General features: G+C 57.6%; 17 protein-coding genes. 1 reads left to right on the top strand and 16 read right to left on the bottom strand.

Going from position 1 to position 18,245, the window contains the following annotated elements; translation table 11 throughout:
- Window positions 1-16: 16 nt before the first annotated feature.
- Together CFN46_RS15355 and CFN46_RS15360 are read right to left on the bottom strand one after the other, a co-directional pair.
- Window positions 17-1,213 carry an EAL domain-containing response regulator gene (locus tag CFN46_RS15355; protein WP_024953400.1) on the bottom strand — a complete coding sequence of 399 codons (1,197 nt, stop codon included), beginning with the start codon at window positions 1,211-1,213 and terminating at the stop codon, window positions 17-19.
- A 195-nt stretch (window positions 1,214-1,408) separates the two neighbouring features.
- A complete protein-coding gene (locus CFN46_RS15360; RefSeq protein WP_088744076.1) occupies window positions 1,409-2,212 on the bottom strand; it encodes a M48 family metallopeptidase in 804 nt (267 codons plus the stop codon).
- A 263-nt stretch (window positions 2,213-2,475) separates the two neighbouring features.
- Here CFN46_RS15360 and CFN46_RS15365 point away from each other — a divergent pair, with 263 nt between their 5' ends.
- Window positions 2,476-3,339, top strand: a complete 864-nt coding sequence (locus tag CFN46_RS15365; RefSeq protein ID WP_024953398.1) for an ATP-binding protein — start codon at window positions 2,476-2,478, stop codon at window positions 3,337-3,339.
- Window positions 3,340-3,461: 122 nt separating this feature from the next.
- On the opposite strand, the gene der is transcribed toward CFN46_RS15365, so the two are convergent.
- From der to CFN46_RS15435, 14 genes are all read right to left on the bottom strand, one after another.
- Window positions 3,462-4,886, bottom strand: coding sequence for a ribosome biogenesis GTPase Der (der, locus tag CFN46_RS15370; protein ID WP_024952386.1), 1,425 nt, complete (start codon window positions 4,884-4,886; stop codon window positions 3,462-3,464).
- Window positions 4,887-5,294: 408 nt separating this feature from the next.
- Entirely contained in the window at window positions 5,295-6,500 is a 1,206-nt protein-coding gene (gene bamB, locus CFN46_RS15375; RefSeq protein WP_088744043.1) for an outer membrane protein assembly factor BamB, read from the bottom strand.
- Entirely contained in the window at window positions 6,497-7,153 is a 657-nt protein-coding gene (locus tag CFN46_RS15380) for a tetratricopeptide repeat protein (protein ID WP_088744045.1), read from the bottom strand. Before CFN46_RS15380 ends, bamB begins: the two co-directional genes overlap by 4 nt.
- Window positions 7,154-7,243: 90 nt before the next feature.
- Window positions 7,244-8,527: a histidine--tRNA ligase gene (gene hisS / locus CFN46_RS15385; RefSeq protein ID WP_088744047.1), complete on the bottom strand. Its 1,284-nt coding sequence runs from the start codon at window positions 8,525-8,527 to the stop codon at window positions 7,244-7,246.
- Window positions 8,528-8,638: 111 nt separating this feature from the next.
- Window positions 8,639-9,754, bottom strand: coding sequence for a flavodoxin-dependent (E)-4-hydroxy-3-methylbut-2-enyl-diphosphate synthase (gene ispG / locus CFN46_RS15390; protein WP_024952383.1), 1,116 nt, complete (start codon window positions 9,752-9,754; stop codon window positions 8,639-8,641).
- 11 nt (window positions 9,755-9,765) lie between these two features.
- Window positions 9,766-10,737 carry a RodZ domain-containing protein gene (locus CFN46_RS15395; RefSeq protein WP_024952382.1) on the bottom strand — a complete coding sequence of 324 codons (972 nt, stop codon included), beginning with the start codon at window positions 10,735-10,737 and terminating at the stop codon, window positions 9,766-9,768.
- A gap of 274 nt (window positions 10,738-11,011) precedes the next feature.
- Window positions 11,012-11,821, bottom strand: coding sequence for a type IV pilus biogenesis/stability protein PilW (pilW, locus tag CFN46_RS15400; RefSeq protein WP_024952381.1), 810 nt, complete (start codon window positions 11,819-11,821; stop codon window positions 11,012-11,014).
- A 193-nt stretch (window positions 11,822-12,014) separates the two neighbouring features.
- Window positions 12,015-13,172, bottom strand: a complete 1,158-nt coding sequence (gene rlmN, locus CFN46_RS15405) for a 23S rRNA (adenine(2503)-C(2))-methyltransferase RlmN (RefSeq protein WP_024952380.1) — start codon at window positions 13,170-13,172, stop codon at window positions 12,015-12,017.
- Between the two features lie 326 nt (window positions 13,173-13,498).
- Window positions 13,499-13,927 (bottom strand): nucleoside-diphosphate kinase, encoded by a 429-nt coding sequence (ndk, locus tag CFN46_RS15410; protein ID WP_024952379.1) that lies wholly within the window; start codon window positions 13,925-13,927, stop codon window positions 13,499-13,501.
- A 243-nt stretch (window positions 13,928-14,170) separates the two neighbouring features.
- Window positions 14,171-14,497 (bottom strand): iron-sulfur cluster assembly accessory protein, encoded by a 327-nt coding sequence (locus CFN46_RS15415; RefSeq protein WP_024952378.1) that lies wholly within the window; start codon window positions 14,495-14,497, stop codon window positions 14,171-14,173.
- Window positions 14,498-14,512: 15 nt separating this feature from the next.
- Window positions 14,513-15,661, bottom strand: a complete 1,149-nt coding sequence (locus CFN46_RS15420) for an aminotransferase class V-fold PLP-dependent enzyme (protein WP_088744049.1) — start codon at window positions 15,659-15,661, stop codon at window positions 14,513-14,515.
- A 96-nt stretch (window positions 15,662-15,757) separates the two neighbouring features.
- Window positions 15,758-16,231 (bottom strand): Fe-S cluster assembly transcriptional regulator IscR, encoded by a 474-nt coding sequence (gene iscR, locus CFN46_RS15425; RefSeq protein WP_024952376.1) that lies wholly within the window; start codon window positions 16,229-16,231, stop codon window positions 15,758-15,760.
- A 180-nt stretch (window positions 16,232-16,411) separates the two neighbouring features.
- Window positions 16,412-17,305 carry a serine O-acetyltransferase gene (cysE, locus tag CFN46_RS15430; RefSeq protein ID WP_088744051.1) on the bottom strand — a complete coding sequence of 298 codons (894 nt, stop codon included), beginning with the start codon at window positions 17,303-17,305 and terminating at the stop codon, window positions 16,412-16,414.
- A gap of 9 nt (window positions 17,306-17,314) precedes the next feature.
- Window positions 17,315-18,112 carry an RNA methyltransferase gene (locus CFN46_RS15435; protein WP_024952375.1) on the bottom strand — a complete coding sequence of 266 codons (798 nt, stop codon included), beginning with the start codon at window positions 18,110-18,112 and terminating at the stop codon, window positions 17,315-17,317.
- Window positions 18,113-18,245: the final 133 nt, after the last annotated feature.

An 18,245-nucleotide genomic window follows, 5' to 3' on the forward strand; every position in this document is an offset into this window, starting at 1 on the left:
TATTTTTATATGTCATCTAGAGGCTAGCGTGCAGTGTTTTCCTTTTCGGTATCGCTAGCTCACTCACGGCTATTGGTGGCTGATGGCGCCAGGCATTAAAGGCCTCGATTTCAAGTGGCCGTGCAAACAAATAACCCTGTCCGATATTGCATTGAGTATCACGTAAATAGTCGCGCTGCTCTGGTGTCTCGATCCCTTCGCCAACGACGGCGAGATTAAGGCGCTGGCCTAACTCGACAATAGTACGTGTGATGGCTCTGGCTTCAGGATGGCTGTCACTGCGGCCAACAAAGCATTGATCGATTTTAATCTCGTCAAAGGGCAGGTTATAAAGCTGCATCATTGATGAAAATCCAGTACCAAAATCGTCGAGTGCCAAACGATAACCACGCTCTCGTATGGCATTAAGCAGATGACGTGCGTAGGTGAGACAGTCGATGCCGCAACTTTCTGTCAGTTCTAGCGTGATGCAATGTGGGTCGATACCATGTTCGATGGCGAGTGTATCAAGCTTTTTCAGCATATCGCGTGTGCGCAACAACTCAGGGGATAGGTTGAGTGCAAGATTTAGATTCAGGCCCTGCTTGTACCACAGCATCTGCTGACGGAAACCTTGATCCAGTACCTGCCACGTCAGTTGGTCGATACGACTACTGCGTTCTGCCAGGGTAATGAACTGGTTGGGCATGACCATGCCACGTAGTGGGTGCTGCCAGCGTACGAGCGCTTCGGCCCCCGTCAGTTTTCCGCTGCCAAGATCTATTTTTGGTTGATAGACCAAGTGAAGTTGCTGCTGGGAGAGCGCGTCATCCAATTCGCAGACGGTCAGCGGATTGTGATGCAGCTTGAGATCATTGAGCATGGAGGACAGGTGCTTGAGGTCGAAGGGCTTGCCAAGCTGTCCTAGCATGTTCAAGCCGCCTCGCCGCCCTCGATCAACCATCGTTTCCATCTCACTGGAATGGCAGGCACTCATCAGAATAATACCGGCTTCCACACTACGTTCTCGTAGATAATTGAGTACATCATCGCCAGTAAAGTCGCCAAGTTCATAATCGACCAGGATGAGATCGGCCTCCAGACGGCTAGGGTTGCAGGCAATATCCTGCAGCCCTTCACTCTCGGTACAACTGTAACCATGAGCGGAAAGCAATCCCGAGAGTAGTTCACGGAAGTCCGGGTCGTCGTCAATGATGAGTGCGAGTCGAGTCATGCTGCAGCTCCTTTACAAGTGAACGCGATGCCGATGCCCGAGAGAGGTGAGGGCTACAAAGCGTTAGGGCGTGCTAACAGACTAGCAATCCACTATGTGTCAGTGACGATATAGACACATTTGGCGACGAGTATTTACATTCTTCATTTTGTAAAAAGGCGCTCGGAGTCGCCTTTTTGCATAATGAGTGGAGAGCTAGCGCAAGCGATTACAGTTGGGCTTCTCTCCAGAGGCACGTGCCTGTTCATAGAGTGGCAGAGCTGTCTCCAGTCGCTCATTGAGCGCCGCCATGCGTTGTTCGTCACTAGGGTGCGTTGACATCCATACTGGTGGCTGGCCACCGCCAGAAGCATTCATGTTGGCCCATAGCTTGACGCTGGCACGCGGATCAAAACCAGCCTCGGCCATCAGATCAAGCCCTATTAGATCAGCCTCAGATTCATGTGAGCGCGAGAAGGGTTTGAGCACGCCGTACTCGGCTCCCATGCCCAAAAGGCCCATTATCTGGTCACCTCCTGCCCCTTCCAGGCCTGCCAGTGCCTGTGTCAATGAAAGCCCGGCAGAGGTCAGCGATTGGGTCGAGACACGCTCATTGGCATGCCTCGCCAGTACGTGAGCAATTTCGTGTCCGATGACTGTTGCCAGTTGATCCTGATTCTCAGCGATGTCCAGCAGTCCGGTATTGACGCCGATGTGACCGCCCGGAAGCGCGAAGGCATTGGCAGACTCATCCTTGAAGACTTTCACTTCCCACTGCGTAATCCCATAGCTAGTCGGTACCTTGGCGGTCACGGCGTTGGCGACACAGCTGACATAGGCGTCTTCTTTACCCTCAACGACCGGTAGTTCTTCCTGATACTTGCTGAAGCTGGCAGCGCCCATCTTTTCCAGTTCCTGATCGGAATAGAGCGTCAGCTGGCTACGGCCCAGCGGTGAGCTGGCGCAGGCACTTAGCGTGACGGCGGTCGCGATGGCTGCCAGCGGTAGCAAGAGACGCAAAGGGAAGGAAGATAAAGGGGGGAGCAATCCTGGCATGGTGATCTCCTGGTAATGATATCGGCTGAACATGAAGCAAAAGAGAAAGTGTAAGAAAAGTGCAGACAGCATAACCGGACAGGCTCACTTGTGCAGTTTTCGGAATTACCGATTGCTTGACACGCAAGGCGAGGTGGTCTGATCCGATCCATCGGCGTGGCATACTGAGAGGTAATTTCGCCGGCTGCATTACGGCCCAATCATCGTTTACCCGACAGGGAGTCATCATGTCACCAGAGTTTGAACATCGCCTCAATCAGTTGCTTGATCGACTGGAACCCTTGCTACCACCTACCGTGATCGACGTTGATTGGAATTGCGATGTCGCTGCGTTGTGGACGCGGCATCCGTTGGGTGGGCGCCTGACGCCCATCGCGCCACGTGATGCGCTGACGCTTGAAGATCTGCTTGGTATCGCCCGCCAGAAGCGTGAATTGATGGCGAATACGCGCGCGTTTCTGGCGGGAAAGCCCGCTAACCATGCTCTGCTATGGGGGGCGCGTGGTACCGGCAAGTCATCACTGGTTCGTGCATTGCTCAATACTCTCGGTCACGAGGGGTTACGGTTGATTCAGATTGATCGTCATGATCTCCCCGCGCTACCGTCACTGGTGGCAGAGCTGGCGCATCAGCCGCATCGCTTTATCGTCTACTGCGATGATCTGTCTTTTGAGGGCAGTGATGATGCCTACAAGGCGCTCAAGAGTGTGCTGGATGGCACGCTGACAGGGCCGCCGGAGAACGTGCTGCTCTATGCGACCTCCAATCGTCGTCATCTGCTACCGGAGCAGATGAGTGACAATCTGGACACGCATATCGTGGATGGCGAGCTACATCACGGCGATGCAGTAGAGGAGAAGATTTCGCTGTCGGACCGCTTTGGCCTGTGGCTGGCCTTTCATCCCTTCAATCAGGACGCCTATCTCGAGACGTGTCAGCACTGGGTCGAATGGCGTCTGGGTGAGGGGAGCTTTGATGAAGCGGCCCGTGGTGAAGCATTACGCTATTCCACTCAGCGTGGCGTGCGTAGCGGGCGTGCTGCCTGGCAATTTGCCAATATGTGGGCGGGGCAGAAGACGCTGGAAGACTGAATAGCCTCTTGATTAGCTTTCTCGCTGACAAAAAAACGCCGACTCCGCAGATAACTGCGGAGTCGGCGTTTTTTTGTGCGTCTAATCACGCCCTCAAGAAGCGTTTGGCAATTGCCGCATCATTAGCGGCGCTGCTTGCGTTCCTTGCGCGCTTCCTTGGTACGGGCCAGTGAACGTTCCTTGGCGCGCTCGCGATCATCGGTGCCTCTGGCACCATCGAACGGATTGTCGCCCGAGCGGAATTCGAAGCGCATCGGCGTTCCCTTGACCTTGAGCACCTTGCGGAAGGTGTTGATCAGGTAGCGCTTGTAGGCTTCCGGCAGCGAGTTGGTCTGGTTGCCGTGCACGATGATCAGCGGTGGGTTGGCGCCGCCTTGGTGAGCCATCCGCAGCTTGATGCGACGGCCATTGATCATCGGCGGCTGGTGCGCCTGGGTGGCATCCTGTAGCAGAGTGGTCAAACGCTTGGTCGACCAGCGTGCGATCGCACTATCAAAGGCGCGATCAATGGACGGATAAATATCGCCTACCGCGGTGCCGTGAAGCGCCGAGATGAAGTGCAGGTCAGCATAGTCGGTGAAGCCCAGACGACGCTTGATCTCGGAACGCATCTTCTCCTTGGCTTCGCTCTCCAGGCCATCCCATTTGTTGACGACCAGTACCAGTGCACGACCGCTGGTCAGCACGAAGTCCAGCAGGTGAAGGTCTTGTTCGACCAGACCCTGGCTGCCATCGAGCACCATCACGGCGACGTTACATTTCTTGATCGCTTCCAGTGTCTTGATGATGGAGAACTTTTCCACCATCTCGCTCACGTTCTTGCGACGACGAATACCCGCGGTATCGACCAGTAGATACGGCTTGCCACGACGCTCGAAGGGAATTTCGACAGCATCCGTCGTCGTGCCTGCCTGGTCAAAGACGACAACGCGCTCTTCACCCAGCAGACGGTTGACTAGCGTCGACTTGCCGACATTCGGGCGGCCGATGATACCGATGCGTACGCCACGGTCATCAAGCTCCGGGTGCTGATCTTCGTCTTCACCTTCCTCGACTTCCGGATACGGTGCGAGCACCTCCTCCAGAAGTACGGTGACGTTACGGCCATGTTCGGCAGCGATGGCGCGCGGGTCGCCAAGGCCGAGACCCCAGAAATCAGCCTTGCCGATTTCTTCGTCCATGCCATCTGTCTTGTTCACGACCAACCAGGTTTTCTTCTGGTTGACCCGTAGATGGTTGGCAATGGCTTCATCGGCCATGTTGAGACCAGAGCGTGCATCCACCATGAACAGCACGATGTCGGCTTCATCGATGGCAGCCAGTGACTGGCCAGCCATCATCAGATCGAGGCCTTCTTCATCACCACTGATACCACCGGTATCGATGACAGTGTAAGGCTTGCCGCCGACCTTGCCGGTACCGTACTTGCGGTCACGGGTCAGGCCGGGGAAATCGGCCACCAGGGCATCACGGGTTTTGGTCAGGCGATTGAATAGCGTCGACTTGCCGACATTCGGTCGGCCAACCAGGGCGATCACGGGGTTCATGAAATCTCACAGCATTCGCAGGGATAGCATCGATGCCGGCCCCGGACGGTCTGCTTCGAACCATGATGGCCGGAAAGCACCTTGTACAGGCAGGGCGATAGCGATGATATCGGACATGGGGCACTGGACGCCGCCGTTGGCCTGCAGCCGTAGACGCGTTCATCCAGTATGGTCCGCAGGCGGACAGTTACCACTGCCTGCGGAAAAATCTTGTGGCTGAATCGATAGCCATATCATGCCGGTTGCCTCGTAAAGCATTCGGCTGACAATCGCACTCGATCAGCGGGGGCAGTATTCTAGCATTGCCTGAGGGGCGCTACCAATGGCGTATGCCAGCATTGATACGACAACGACAGCCCTTGGGCTGCCGTTGTCGTATCAGCGTTCATGCACATGGCGCTGGATGACTCAGGGAGTCTCGAGATCCAGTGCCGTCAGCTCACCGTCATTGGTGTAGATGTAGATACGCTTGCCATCGGTGAGCGGGGTGATGCTGATGCCGTCACCGCCGACATCATAACGGCCGACAATCTCGCCGCTCTGGGCATCAAGCAGATGCACATAGCCGTCGAAGTCACCTACGACCAACTTGCCATCGACGAAGGCCGGAGAGGTCAGCCAACGGCCTTCCAGGTCTTCCGACTTCCACAGCACGTTACCGGTATTGGCATCCATCGCCAGTACATGACTGGCATTGTCGATGCTGAACAGGTAGTCACCCACCACGATGGGCGTCAGATAGCTGGAGGACTTCTTGTCCCACAGCGGCTCGCCATTACGGGCATCGAGTGCAATCAGTCGACCGTTATAGCTGGTGACGAACAGACGACCGTCCTGAGTCAGTACTGGCTGGCCATCAAGGTCCACCAGTTGATCGACTTCGGTGCGCCCGGCAGGTACCGCCACGCGCAGGTCCCAAAGTTCCTGGCCTGAACGATTATCCAGTGTGACCAGCTTGCCGTTGGCGAAGCCCGCGAAGGTGACCGGCTTGATGACGCGGGGTGCACCAGTACCACGTAGGGTCAGTGCTGGAATCGTGGCGGTGTAAGCCCACTGCTCTTCCCCAGTGAAGCGGTCGAGCGCCGTGATGGTGCCATCGACGCTCTGCACGACGACCAGCTCGTCGTTGTACTGCGGTGCAGCCAGTACTTCACTGGAGACGCGCGTACTCCACTCAACGCTGCCGTCTTCCTGATTGATGGCGCTGACCTTGCCATCACGAGTGCCGACGTAAAGGCGTGACGTATCGGCATTCAGGGCGCTGGTAATGCCGGAAGGCAGTGTGACCTGCCAGACATCATCACCATTCTTGGCATCCAGTGCTTCAAGCTCACCGTCTTCCGCTGCCACGAACAGGCGGTCATTGGCGACGATCGGCGCCAGTGGGTAATGGGCACGGCCAAGGCCATTGCCGACCGACTCGCTCCACGCGGAATCCAGAGTGACCTTGCTATCGAATTCGACCAGGTCCTTGGGAGTATATTCCGGCTGTGCACTATTGGCACAACCTGCCAGCAGGCTGACAGCCAAGAGCGATGCCGGCAGTGCCAGACGACCCATGCGCAGCTGTTTTAGGCTTAGCTGGCTTAGGCGGAAATTGGAACTCAGGCTCATGAGGAAGACTCCGCTGCCAGATCGGCGAGTTTCAGATCAAGCCCGTAGATTGGCTGACCGCTTTGCTGAGAGAGACTACTGGCTTCCTGATAGGCCATGATCGCTTCATCACGCTTGTCCTGAGCGACCAGTGCATCGCCGCGGACTGCTGCGGCTTGGGCAGCCAGTGGAGCGGGCGGGTTCTTGAGCAGGCTCAGCGCCTTGTCGTTGTCGCCACGCCCGACTTCAATGCGCGCCAGACGCAGGCTAGCCAGTCCTTGCAGATAGCTATCGTCGCTGCTATCTCGCACGCTTTGCAGTGCTTTGGCGGCCGTATCGAGATCCTCGGCTTTCACCGACATGCTGGCATCCAGCAGGTGCGCCATCTGGGTGTAGAGGCTATCACCATGATTGCTTTCAAGCTCGCCAATCAGCTTGCGCGCCTGTTGAGTGCCTGCGTCATCAAGCGTGGGCTGGCTGACAAGACTCACCAGCTGCTGATAGCGCAGGGAGGCCGCTTCCGACTGGCTGGCGTCATAGTTCTGCCAAGCCTTGAAAGCAAAGACGCCAGCACCGGCCAGCACGACACCGGCAATCAGTGATTTGCCGTTCTCGCCCCACCAGCGCTTGATAGCGTCAAGCTGTTCTTCTTCGCTTCTGAGCTCTTCCGCCACGGGCGGTCTCCTTGACCAGGCCGGCACGCCGGCACATGCATTCGGGAGGCGGGAACTTCTGGCGTCCCCACCTGATATTCAATGGTGGTCTCAGGCGCTGAAAACGCTGCCGAGATGCTCACCCAGGACGCGCTGGTTCAGCGTTTCCTGATCGCGCTCTTCACGCAAGAACTTGATGCCGACAGTGCCTTCGATGACTTCATTCTCACCGAGAATAAGCGCCACGCGAGCACCACTCTTGTCGGCCTTCTTCATCTGGCTCTTGAAGCTACCGCCACCACAATGCAACACCAGGCGCAGATTCGGTAGCGCGCTGCGCAGATCTTCGGCCAGACGCATGGATTCGGCTTCCGCCTGCTCGCCCATCGACATCAGGTAGACATCGACGGTTTCATGAACTTCCTGCGGCACCAGCTCAAGAGTCTCGAGCAGCAGAATCAGACGCTCGATACCCATGGCAAAGCCGACTGCTGATACAGGTTTGCCGCCCAGCTGCTCGAACAAGCTGTCATAACGCCCACCAGCACAGACAGTGCCTTGGCTACCGAGGGCAGTGGTGGTCCACTCAAACACGCTGCGCGAGTAGTAATCGAGGCCACGTACCAGGCGCGGATTGATTACATACTGGATACCCGCAGCGTCAAGACGTGCCTTGAGGCCTTCAAAGTGAACGCGAGACGCTTCATCGAGATGATCTCCAAGACGTGGCGCAGCATCGACGACGGCAGCCATCTCGGGATTCTTGGTGTCCAGGATGCGCAGTGGATTGGTGTGCAGACGGCGCTTCGAGTCTTCATCCAGTACTTCAAGGTGTTGCTCGAAGTACTCGACCAGTAGATCACGATAGGCGGCACGTGCTTCGAGGCTACCTAGTGAGTTGAGCTCGAGCGTCACATGCTCAAGCAGGCCCAGTTGGCGCCACAAACGTGCAGAGATCAGGATCATCTCGGCATCAATGTCCGGGCCTTCCATGCCGTAGGCTTCGACACCGACCTGATGGAATTGACGGTAGCGCCCCTTTTGCGGACGCTCATGGCGGAACATGGGGCCTGCATACCACAGTCGTTGAATCTGGTTGTGAACCAGACCATTTTCCATCGCCATGCGCACGCAGCTGGCCGTGCCTTCAGGACGCAGGGTCAGGCTGTCACCATTGCGGTCGTCGAAGGTATACATCTCCTTCTCGACGATATCGGTGACTTCGCCGATGGAGCGCTTGAACAGCGCCGTCTGCTCGACGATGGGCGTGCGGATCTCGCGATAGCCGTACTGCGCCATCAGGGCCTGCACCTGGTGTTCGAAGTATTGCCATACCGGTGACTGGTCCGGCAGCAGGTCGTTCATGCCACGAATGGCCTGGATCTTGGTGCTCAACGTTCTCTCCTGAATCCTTGCACATCTCCCCGCAACGTCCCCATGCAGGCATGGGAGAAGGCGGGGAGACGAAGGCGCATCATGATGATGCGCAAGCCGGCTGAGGCGTGCTCAGCCTTGGCGGATGATAGTGTCGGCCTCGCGGGCCTCTTTTTCGGCGACCTTGGCGCGAATCAAGCGCTCAAGATCTTCAACCAGTGTCTCATTGGTCAGTTTGGTGGCCGGCTTGCCATCCAGGTAGACCAGGTTGGCGGGACTACCGCCGGTCAGGCCGACATCGGTTTCCTTGGCTTCGCCCGGGCCATTGACGACACAGCCAATCACCGAGACATTCAGCGGTGTCATCACGTCTTCAAGGCGTGTTTCCAGCTCATTCATGGTCTTGATAACGTCAAAGTTCTGACGTGAGCAGCTGGGGCAGGCGATGAAGTTGATACCCTTGGCCCGTAGCTTGAGGCTCTTGAGCATATCGTAGCCGACCTTGATCTCCTCGACCGGGTCTGCAGCTAGCGAGACACGAATAGTGTCGCCAATGCCGTCCATCAGCAACATGCCAAGGCCGATGGAAGATTTTACGGTGCCCGAGCGCAAACCACCGGCTTCGGTGATACCCAGGTGTAACGGCTGCTCGATGCGTCCTGCCAGCTCACGATAGGCCGCGACGGCCATGAAGATGTCGCTGGCCTTGACGCTGACCTTGTATTCCTGGAAGTCGAGACGATCAAGGTGGTCGATGTGGCGCATGGCTGATTCGACCAGTGCGGCCGGCGTAGGTTCGCCGTATTTCTTCTGCAGGTCCTTTTCCAGCGAGCCTGCATTGACACCGATACGGATCGGGATGCCGTTGTCACGCGCCGCGCTGACCACTGCGCGCACACGATCTTCACGGCCAATGTTGCCGGGATTGATACGCAGGCAGTCAACACCCAGTTCGGCGACGCGTAGCGCAATCTTGTAGTCGAAGTGAATGTCCGCGACCAGCGGGATGTTGCTCAGCTTCTTGATGCGGCCAAAGGCTTCGGCAGCGTCCATGTCCGGCACGCTGACACGCACGATATCGGCACCGGCATCTTCAAGGCGCTTGATCTGCGCGACGGTCGCGGCAACATCGTTGGTGTTGGTGTTGGTCATGCTTTGCACGGAAATCGGTGCATCGCCGCCGACGGCAACATTGCCGACATGAATCTTGCGCGAGACGCGGCGTTTGATAGGGGAGTGACTATGCATGGGAGTCCGGATCATTCACCGAGAGTGAGTTTGGCGACGGTGCCGCGTGTGACGCTTTTCAGATCAACCGGCTTGTTCATGTATTCGAGAACGACACCTGCAGACTTGCCGATGGTGAGCTTGAACGGCGGCTTGCCCTCAAGCGTCTTGCTGCTACCGGCGGGATTGTTGCCTATCAGTAGTTTCTTGCCATCAGCATCACGAATATCGGTCCAGGAAATGGTGTTGAAGGTCAGTTCAAGCTTGCGCGGGTCGGCAGCCGGTACTGCTGCTGCCTCTGTCAACGCGGCATCACTTTCGCTTGCAGCAGCTTCACCGACGGATACTTCGCCCTGATTATCTACTGGATCAGTCGTCCCTTGCAGAGTCGTTCCCTGGCCAGCCTCGGAAGTTGCAGGAGCCTGAGAAACATCAGCATCCAGCGCTGTAGAAGTCACTTCATTCGATGCAGATTGTGCGAGAGAAAGCTCGATGGAGCCATCTGCATTGACGACGGGGTCACTGCTATCACCGATGTCATCTGCACTAGCGCTGTCGTTTTGTTCTGCTGGCGTGGTACGGCCGTAGTCACCACTTTGCCACCAGACATAGCTCAGCCCGACCAGCCCCGCGATGACCAGTAGACTGACGAGGCGGAACAGGTACTTCCCCATCTTGCCCGGTGGGCGAACTGACGGATTCATCGGTGGAACATGGCGCTCGACTTCAGTGGTACCGAAGTGCGTATTGTATTGGCTGACGATGGCTTTCTCGTCCATGCACAACAAGCGCGCATAAGCACGCAGATAGCCGCGTCGATAGGCGGTAATCGGTATCTGATCGTAGTGATCACGTTCAAGGTCATCGACCAGGCTTGGGCGCAGATTGAGCTGTGTCGCCACTTCATCACGTGACAACCCCTGATGTTCGCGCTCGGCCTTGAGACTCTTGCCAGGCAGTGAATCGCTGGCGGGCTGATCAAGGGCGGGTTGATGTTCGCTCATGGCGCATCCTTGTAGGGAAAAACTGTCTACCGAACGCACATCCGGGCGTTCTTCCGGTGCTTCTGGACATGTTTCTGTTACGAATTTCCAATACAGATACGACGCAGCTCGACGGAGCAGTAAAAGCCGTATCCCTCGGTAGCCTGTCTGAATGGCTGCCGTCCGTCGGCACTATACCAAGCTCGCGATGAGATTTTCACCGGCATTTCGGTCTTCTTAATACTGCTTCCAGCGACGGTGGCTGTCCATGACGACCAGAGAACCTGAGCGAGTGCTACGGCGTACGGATAATAGTGCTACCTGATTCGCGGGTTCTGACCTGCTCCAGCTGGCGTCCGTAAAGATCCGCCAGACGACTATCGCCACGCGCTTCAGCCACTTCCACTGCCAGCTCCAGACTTTCTCTATCGGTACCTGACAGGCGGAAATAGCGACTTAGCCCCTTTTGGGCCGTCTCATTGTCATTTTCTTCATGCGCCATGCGGGCTTGTGCAAGCCAGGCTTCAGATTCGCGCGGATTGATTCTGACAGCACGATCGAAACTTGAGCGTGCCTCATCCATCTTGCCTAGCTGCAGCTGACAACGTCCCAGATTGGTATAAAGCTGGCCACGATTATCGTAGGTCAGGTCCTGAGTGGCAGTCTGCAATTGTTGGCAGGCTTCAATATACTCGCCGCGCGCGTAGAGAAAGGCGGCATAGTTGTTGCGGGCACGCGTGAATGACGGATCACTGTCAATGGCTTGCTTGAAGTAATCATCTGCCAACGCATTTTCGCCCTGTTGCTGGTAGATCATCGCCAGACCGGCCTTGGCCTGGGCGTTGGTCTTCTCAAGCTTGAGCGCTTTCTGGAAGGCATTGTCGGCGCGCTGCAACTGATTGCGGCCCAAATAGGCTTCGCCGAGTTCCACGTAGGCGGCAGAAGCCCGGCCGGAATCGGGAGCAGCGTAGGGGTCATTGGTCTCAACGCGCGTGGCGCAGCCTGACAGGGACAGGCTGGCAATGCCGAGGCACAGCAGCAGGGCTCTGGCGTGGCCAGTAGCTCGGTGAGCAGTAAAGCGATGACGTGGCAGACGACTCGACATGCAATCCTCGCGTAAATAAAGACTCGTGGTATGCCTGCTGGCGAGGATCGCTGCAGGCAACAAAAGCGCCCCCATCAAAGCGCCGCACCCCTGACAAGTCAAGGCAGGAGGGACGGCGCACGTTTGCTCACGGCATATATCAATGGCACTAGATATAGAGGCTTGCTGGTCATGCAGGCTATCGAGCTTGCGCTTATTCGGCGTCGAGCTGGATGGCGTTGATGTAACGCTCGGCGCGACGGGTACGGTCCTTGACCTGACCAACTAGCTGGCCACACGCCGCATCGATATCATCACCGCGCGTTGCGCGAACCGGTGCGGTATAGCCCAGTTCGTACAGGCGCTGTTGGAAGCGCATGACCTGATTGCGTGACGGCTTCTCGTAACCGGAGTGCGGGAACGGGTTGAACGGAATCAGATTGATCTTGCACGGCAGCTCCTTGAGCAATGCCGCCAGTTCTTCGGCGTGATGAATCTGATCGTTGACGTCTTTCATCATCGTATATTCGATGGTGATGATGCGCGCATCATCACACTTGGCCAGGTAACGATGGCAAGCGTCGAGCAGGGCGCGGATATTCCACTTGCGGTTGATCGGCACCAGCACGTTACGCAGCTCGTCATTGGCCGCATGCAGGGAGATGGCCAGGCTGACATCCATCTCATCGCCAAGCTGGTCAAGTTTCGGCACTACGCCAGACGTGGACAGAGTGACGCGACGCTTGGACAGGCCATAGGCGTTATCATCCAGCATCAGCTTCATCGCTGGTACGACGTTGTCGTAATTCATCAACGGCTCGCCCATACCCATCATCACCACGTTGGTGACCGGACGCTTGCGCGTGTCCTTGCGGTCTACTGCGCCGCGCGTGGCAACCCACACCTGGCCGATGATTTCGGCGGCGGTCAGGTCGCGCTCGAAGCCCTGCTTGCCGGTAGAGCAGAAACTGCAATCCAGCGAGCAACCCACCTGAGAAGACACGCACAGGGTGCGGCGATTGCCATTCTCGGAGGGGATCAGCACCGTCTCGACGTAGCTACCATCGCTGACTTCCAGCACCCATTTGCGTGTGCCGTCCTTGGATTCACCTTCATAGATGATGCCCGGTGCACGAATCTCGGCAACTTCCTTGAGACGCTCGCGCAGCGGCTTGGCCAGGTTTGTCATCTCGTCGAAGCTATCGACGCCTTCCTGATGAATCCATTTCAGCACCTGGGTGGCGCGGAATTTCTTCTCGCCGATGCTATCGAAGAAGGCTTCCATCGCCGGAAGCGGCAGGCCAAGCAGATTGGTGAGCTTGACGGTCGTGGGAGCAGTAGTGTCAGGGGTCATCGCAGTGGTATCAGTCATGATGTTGGGCCGGTCGAGTCAGGGGTGGGCAGGCGCGGGTAGAGAGAATGAGCGCATGCGGGGCGGCGCTGTCAGGAGGAGGTGGCGACGTGTCGCAGACCTCGTGTGGCGTTTGCCGTCAGTAGATAGTGGCAGTCATTTCGATTGCCACATGGCACTGGTGAAAGCCTGCAGCGCCTGTCAAAGCGTATCGGACCTGCTCAAACGTCGAGCACAAGGCAAGACGTTTCAGCACGTCCGATACCACAACGGCCCCGCCGCACAGGCAGGGCCGTCGCGTCATGCACGACTGAACGACATGTGATCATTCAGGCGCACAAGAGAAATCAACCGCGCGGGCAGATTTCGTTTTCGCCGAAGAAGTAAGCAATTTCGCGCTCGGCAGCTGCCGGAGCGTCGGAGCCGTGAACGGCGTTGGCATCGATGGACGTCGCGAAGTCAGCACGGATGGTGCCGGCAGCGGCTTCTTTCGGGTTGGTAGCGCCCATCAGGTCACGGTTCTTGGCGATGGCTTCTTCGCCTTCGAGCGCCTGGATCATGACCGGACCAGAGGTCATGAAGCCGACCAGCTCGCCGAAGAAGCCGCGTTCGCTGTGCTCAGCATAGAAGCCTTCAGCCTGTTCTTTGGACAGGTGAACCATCTTGGATGCGATGACTTGCAGGCCGGCTTTCTCGAAACGGGTGTAGATTTCGCCGATCACGTTCTTGGCAACGGCATCCGGCTTGATGATGGACAGAGTACGCTGTGTAGCCATGGGTAATTCTCCTGAGACAAGCTTTGAAGAGCCGCTCGGAAAAGACCGAACGGCGAAATAGGGGTTCTGTCAGCATAAGGCGCGACAAAAGTGGGCGGCATTATAGCTGCTCGCGTCACCGGCTGCATCCATCCTGCCTGTCGCTGATGACGCGAAGATGGCAAACGCTTCAACAGTGCTGGTCATCTGGACGCCGCAGTGGACGCTACACGCTGAAGCTAGATCTACACGCTGAGGCTAGATCTACACGCTGAAGCTCTCACCACAACCACACTCGTCCTTGACGTTGGGGTTGTTGAAGCGGAAAAAGCGATTCAGGCCGTCCTTGACGTAATCCACTTCAGAGCCATCGAGAACGGTGAGGGCTTCGTTGTCCACGTAGACCGTGGCACCGTGGTCGACGAAAACGGCATCGCCCTCACTGGCTTCGTCAGCGAAGTCGAGCACGTAGCTGTAACCGGAGCAGCCGCTGGGCTTGACCGAGACGCGCAGGCCAAGGCCATGCCCGCGCTCAGCCAGTACAACGCGGATCTGATCGGCGGCAGCGGAGGAAATTGACAGATGTGCCATGAGCATTCTCCCGGGTCAGGCGCGCAGTGCGCTCAGGGCATGCCTGAGTTCAGAGAGCGCGGAATCAATGTCGGCAATGGTAGTGAATCGTCCAAAACTAAAGCGTAGCGATGCTAGCGCCAACGGACGGGATACCCCAATGCCGGTGAGTACAAATGAAGGTTCGACGCTGGCGGAGTTGCAGGCCGAGCCGGTAGAAATCGCGATGCCACGCAGTGCCATCAAGAGTGCTTCACCCTCGACGCCATCAAAGGCGAGGTTGAGGATGTGGGGCACGCTGACTTCGATATCAGTATTGAAGTGCACGCCTTCAATCTCGCGGAGACCCGCCAAAAATTGTGCACGCAGGGCAATCAGATGCTGCTGATCGATATCAAACTGCTCGCTGGATAGGCGATAGGCCTCTCCCATCCCAACAATCTGATGCGTTGGCAGGGTGCCGGAGCGCATGCCGCGCTCATGTCCGCCACCATGAATCAGTGCATCGATCTTGACCTGCGGTTGGCGGCGTACATAAAGCGCACCGATCCCCTTTGGGCCATAGGCCTTGTGAGCCGATAGCGACAGCAGATCAATTGGCTGCTGGCTGACGTCAATCTTCACCTTGCCGGGTGCCTGAGCAGCATCGACATGGAAGGCGGCGCCGTGTTCACGTGCGATGGTGCCGAGTGTTTCGAGGTCATTGATACTGCCTAGCTCATTGTTGACCGCCATCAGTGATACCAGCACGGTATCGTCACGCAGCGCCTCACGCAGGCTCTCGGGACTGATACGACCATCCGGCTGAGGGGCAATGCGCGTGACGTTGAAGCCTTCTGCTTCCAGCGCGCTGGCGGTGTCTAGAATCGCCTTGTGCTCGATGGTCGATGTAATCAGGTGATGGCCACGCTCGGCATTGGCGCGCATGTAGCCGCTCAATGCCAGGTTGTTGGCTTCGGTAGCACCGCTGGTCCAGACGATCTCTCGAGGGTCGGCGCCAATCAACTCAGCTACCTGACGGCGCGCACCCTCGACAGCCTGTTCGGCTAGCCAGCCAGGCATATGGCTACGCGAGGCTGGGTTGGCGAAGGTGCCGTCCAGCGTCAGGTGGCGCATCATCAGCTCGGCGACCCGTGGGTCGACAGGCGTGGTGGCGGCATAATCGAGATAGATCGGCTGGGACATGGTGACTTCCTGAAAACACGACTAGCTGAAGTAAGAGGCGCTGGATGTTGCAAGTGCAGGGCGCGGCTAATCGGCGGCGATGTTGATCGCCGCCGATTAGCCGCCTTCCATCAAGGTGATGGGAATAGGTTCGCAGGCCTCGCGCTGCCGGCTGGCGATGTGGCGTATCTCTTCGCGCGCGACCAGGTCCGCTAGACTGATGCCATCAAGAAAGCCGTGTATCTCGTCAGACAGGTCGCACCATAGGTGATGCGTCAGGCACGTATCGCCCGACTGACAGTCTGACAGTCCCTGGCAGCGTGTGGCATCCACTGACTCATTGACGGCATCAATGATGCGCGCCACAGAGGTGGCCTCAAGCTCGGTATCGAGCAGGTAGCCGCCACCGGGGCCGCGCACACTCTTGACGAGACCGGCGCGTCGCAGGCGAGCGAACAACTGCTCCAGATACGATAACGAGATGCCTTGGCGCCCGGAGATATCGGCTAGACAGGTCGGCCCGCACTTGGCATGCAGCGCCAGATCGAGCATCGCGGTGACGGCGTAACGTCCCTTGGTGGTCAGGCGCATGGCAAAACCCGTGAGCTGGTGGGGCAGATATCATCAAGCGTGGCGGTGAAGCTCATGCTTCACCGCCACCTCGTAGTGACTGGCTTATCGTGACGAAGCAGCGACCGGATGAGCGCAAGTCAGGCCATCCATTATGGTGAGCCGACGATTCGCGGTCAATCCCGACTGAAATAGTCAACTTTATCCATGCTGGCGCTGAGGGCTGGATTGCTCATCCGCAGTATCAGGCCCCGGCGTGACTACTTCAGTGACAGTACTTGCCTTGGCCGCTGTCGCGTCTTCGCCACATGGCCCCAGCTCATCGATCAACTGCGCGAAGTCAGCATCATCGAGTTCTGGCAGATGGCCGGCACGGTAGCTGGCATCCAGTTTGCGCAGGGTGCCGCACATCTGTTCGATGCGCTTGTCCACAGCGTGCATGTGATCAAGCATGGCGTGCATGGAGCGCGCAACCGGATCAGGCATGTCCTGTCCCATCCCGTAGGCGTCGAAGCCGAACTTCTCTTTCATGGCTTCACGACTTTCGGGGTCGATCGCGGGCGTATCATCGACATCCGGTTCGGCTCGCTTGACGATCTTGCCGGGAATGCCAACCACGGTAGCTCCAGCAGGTACTTCACGAGTGACCACGGCGTTGGAGCCGACCTTGGCACCGGCGCCGACCGTGAATGGGCCGAGAATCTTGGCGCCGGCACCGACGATGACGCCATCGCCTAGTGTCGGGTGACGCTTGCCAGCATTCCAAGTGGTGCCGCCTAGCGTGACGCCGTGATAGAGCGTCACATCATCGCCGATCAGTGCAGTCTCACCGATCACGACGCCCATGCCGTGATCGATGAAGAAGCGGCGTCCGATGGTGGCACCAGGGTGGATTTCGATACCAGTCAGCCAGCGCATCAGGGTCGAACCAGTGCGCGCCAGCCATTTGGCATTATGACGCCATAGCCAGTGATTGATGCGGTGAGCCAGCAGCGCGTGCAAGCCCGGATAGTTAGTCAGTACTTCAAAAGAATTGCGCGCCGCCGGGTCACGGGCAAAGACGCTATTAATGTCTTCACGCAGTCGGATAAACATGGCGTGTCCTCAATGAGCGCGGGAATCCGCGGCGGCCTGTGCCTGACGAGCCTGCTTGTCTACCGCTGACAGAATACCGCGCAGGATATTGATTTCCATGCTGTCGGGGCGGGCGCGCAGGTAAAGGCGTCTCAGGCGGGCCATCAGTTGGCGCGGCTGTTCCGGGTCTAGAAAGTCAATGCTGATCAGCGTCTTTTCCAGATGTTCGAACAGGCGTTCAAGGTCGGCGTGGCTAGCCAGAGGGCTGTCCCAATCGATGCCGAAGGGCTGGTCATCTTCAGCTCGTGGTGTTTCACCGGCTGCCTCTTGTTCGGCCAGCCATGCCTGGCGGCACTCATATGCCAGCACCTGTACCGCTGCTGCCAGATTCAGCGAGCTGAAATCAGGGTTGGTTGGAATATGGACGTGGCGATGACAGCGCTGCAACTCTTCGTTGGAAAGTCCTGAGTCTTCACGACCGAATACGATCGCGACGCGGGCATCCGGCAGGCGAATCTCATCAGCGAGCGTCGCGCCAAAGGCACGTGGTGTGATCATCGGCCACGGCAAGTTACGTGAGCGAGCGCTGCAGCCAACGACCAGACTGCAATCTGCCACGGCGTCTTCCAGGCTTTCATGCACCTGAGCGCTGGCGACAAGAGTATCGGCACCTGAAGCGCGCGAGGCTGACTCCTGACATTGCACCTGACAGCGTGGTGCGACCAGTGCGAGGTCGGCCAGGCCCATATTGAGCATGGCACGAGCTGCTCCCCCGATGTTGCCGGGATGGCTGGTGCCGATCAGGACAATGCGCAGACGTTCAAGCATGAGGACTTCCAGGGTAGCAATTGAAGGATAGGACGGCTGACGCAGCCAACGGATCTTGAGGAATAATGGGGCGTCAGAACCCGATATCCTAGCATGAAGCCGCCACAGGGAGCAGTTTGCTGCATCGTGGCCG

This window comes from Cobetia sp. QF-1, assembly GCF_002213105.1.
In the GTDB taxonomy this organism is placed as follows: Bacteria; Pseudomonadota; Gammaproteobacteria; order Pseudomonadales; family Halomonadaceae; genus Cobetia; species Cobetia crustatorum.

Coding starts and splice junctions, on each gene's coding strand:
- rlmN (WP_024952380.1), bottom strand. CDS start 13,172: ATGACTGATACCACTGCGATGACCCCTGACACTACTGCTCCCACGACC.
- der (WP_024952386.1), bottom strand. CDS start 4,886: ATGAACCCCGTGATCGCCCTGGTTGGCCGACCGAATGTCGGCAAGTCG.
- cysE (WP_088744051.1), bottom strand. CDS start 17,305: ATGTTTATCCGACTGCGTGAAGACATTAATAGCGTCTTTGCCCGTGAC.
- iscR (WP_024952376.1), bottom strand. CDS start 16,231: ATGCGCCTGACCACCAAGGGACGTTACGCCGTCACCGCGATGCTCGAT.
- ispG (WP_024952383.1), bottom strand. CDS start 9,754: ATGCATAGTCACTCCCCTATCAAACGCCGCGTCTCGCGCAAGATTCAT.
- CFN46_RS15415 (WP_024952378.1), bottom strand. CDS start 14,497: ATGGCACATCTGTCAATTTCCTCCGCTGCCGCCGATCAGATCCGCGTT.
- CFN46_RS15365 (WP_024953398.1), top strand. CDS start 2,476: ATGTCACCAGAGTTTGAACATCGCCTCAATCAGTTGCTTGATCGACTG.
- ndk (WP_024952379.1), bottom strand. CDS start 13,927: ATGGCTACACAGCGTACTCTGTCCATCATCAAGCCGGATGCCGTTGCC.
- bamB (WP_088744043.1), bottom strand. CDS start 6,500: ATGAGCCTGAGTTCCAATTTCCGCCTAAGCCAGCTAAGCCTAAAACAG.
- CFN46_RS15395 (WP_024952382.1), bottom strand. CDS start 10,737: ATGAGCGAACATCAACCCGCCCTTGATCAGCCCGCCAGCGATTCACTG.
- CFN46_RS15355 (WP_024953400.1), bottom strand. CDS start 1,213: ATGACTCGACTCGCACTCATCATTGACGACGACCCGGACTTCCGTGAA.
- CFN46_RS15420 (WP_088744049.1), bottom strand. CDS start 15,661: ATGTCCCAGCCGATCTATCTCGATTATGCCGCCACCACGCCTGTCGAC.
- CFN46_RS15435 (WP_024952375.1), bottom strand. CDS start 18,112: ATGCTTGAACGTCTGCGCATTGTCCTGATCGGCACCAGCCATCCCGGC.
- pilW (WP_024952381.1), bottom strand. CDS start 11,821: ATGTCGAGTCGTCTGCCACGTCATCGCTTTACTGCTCACCGAGCTACT.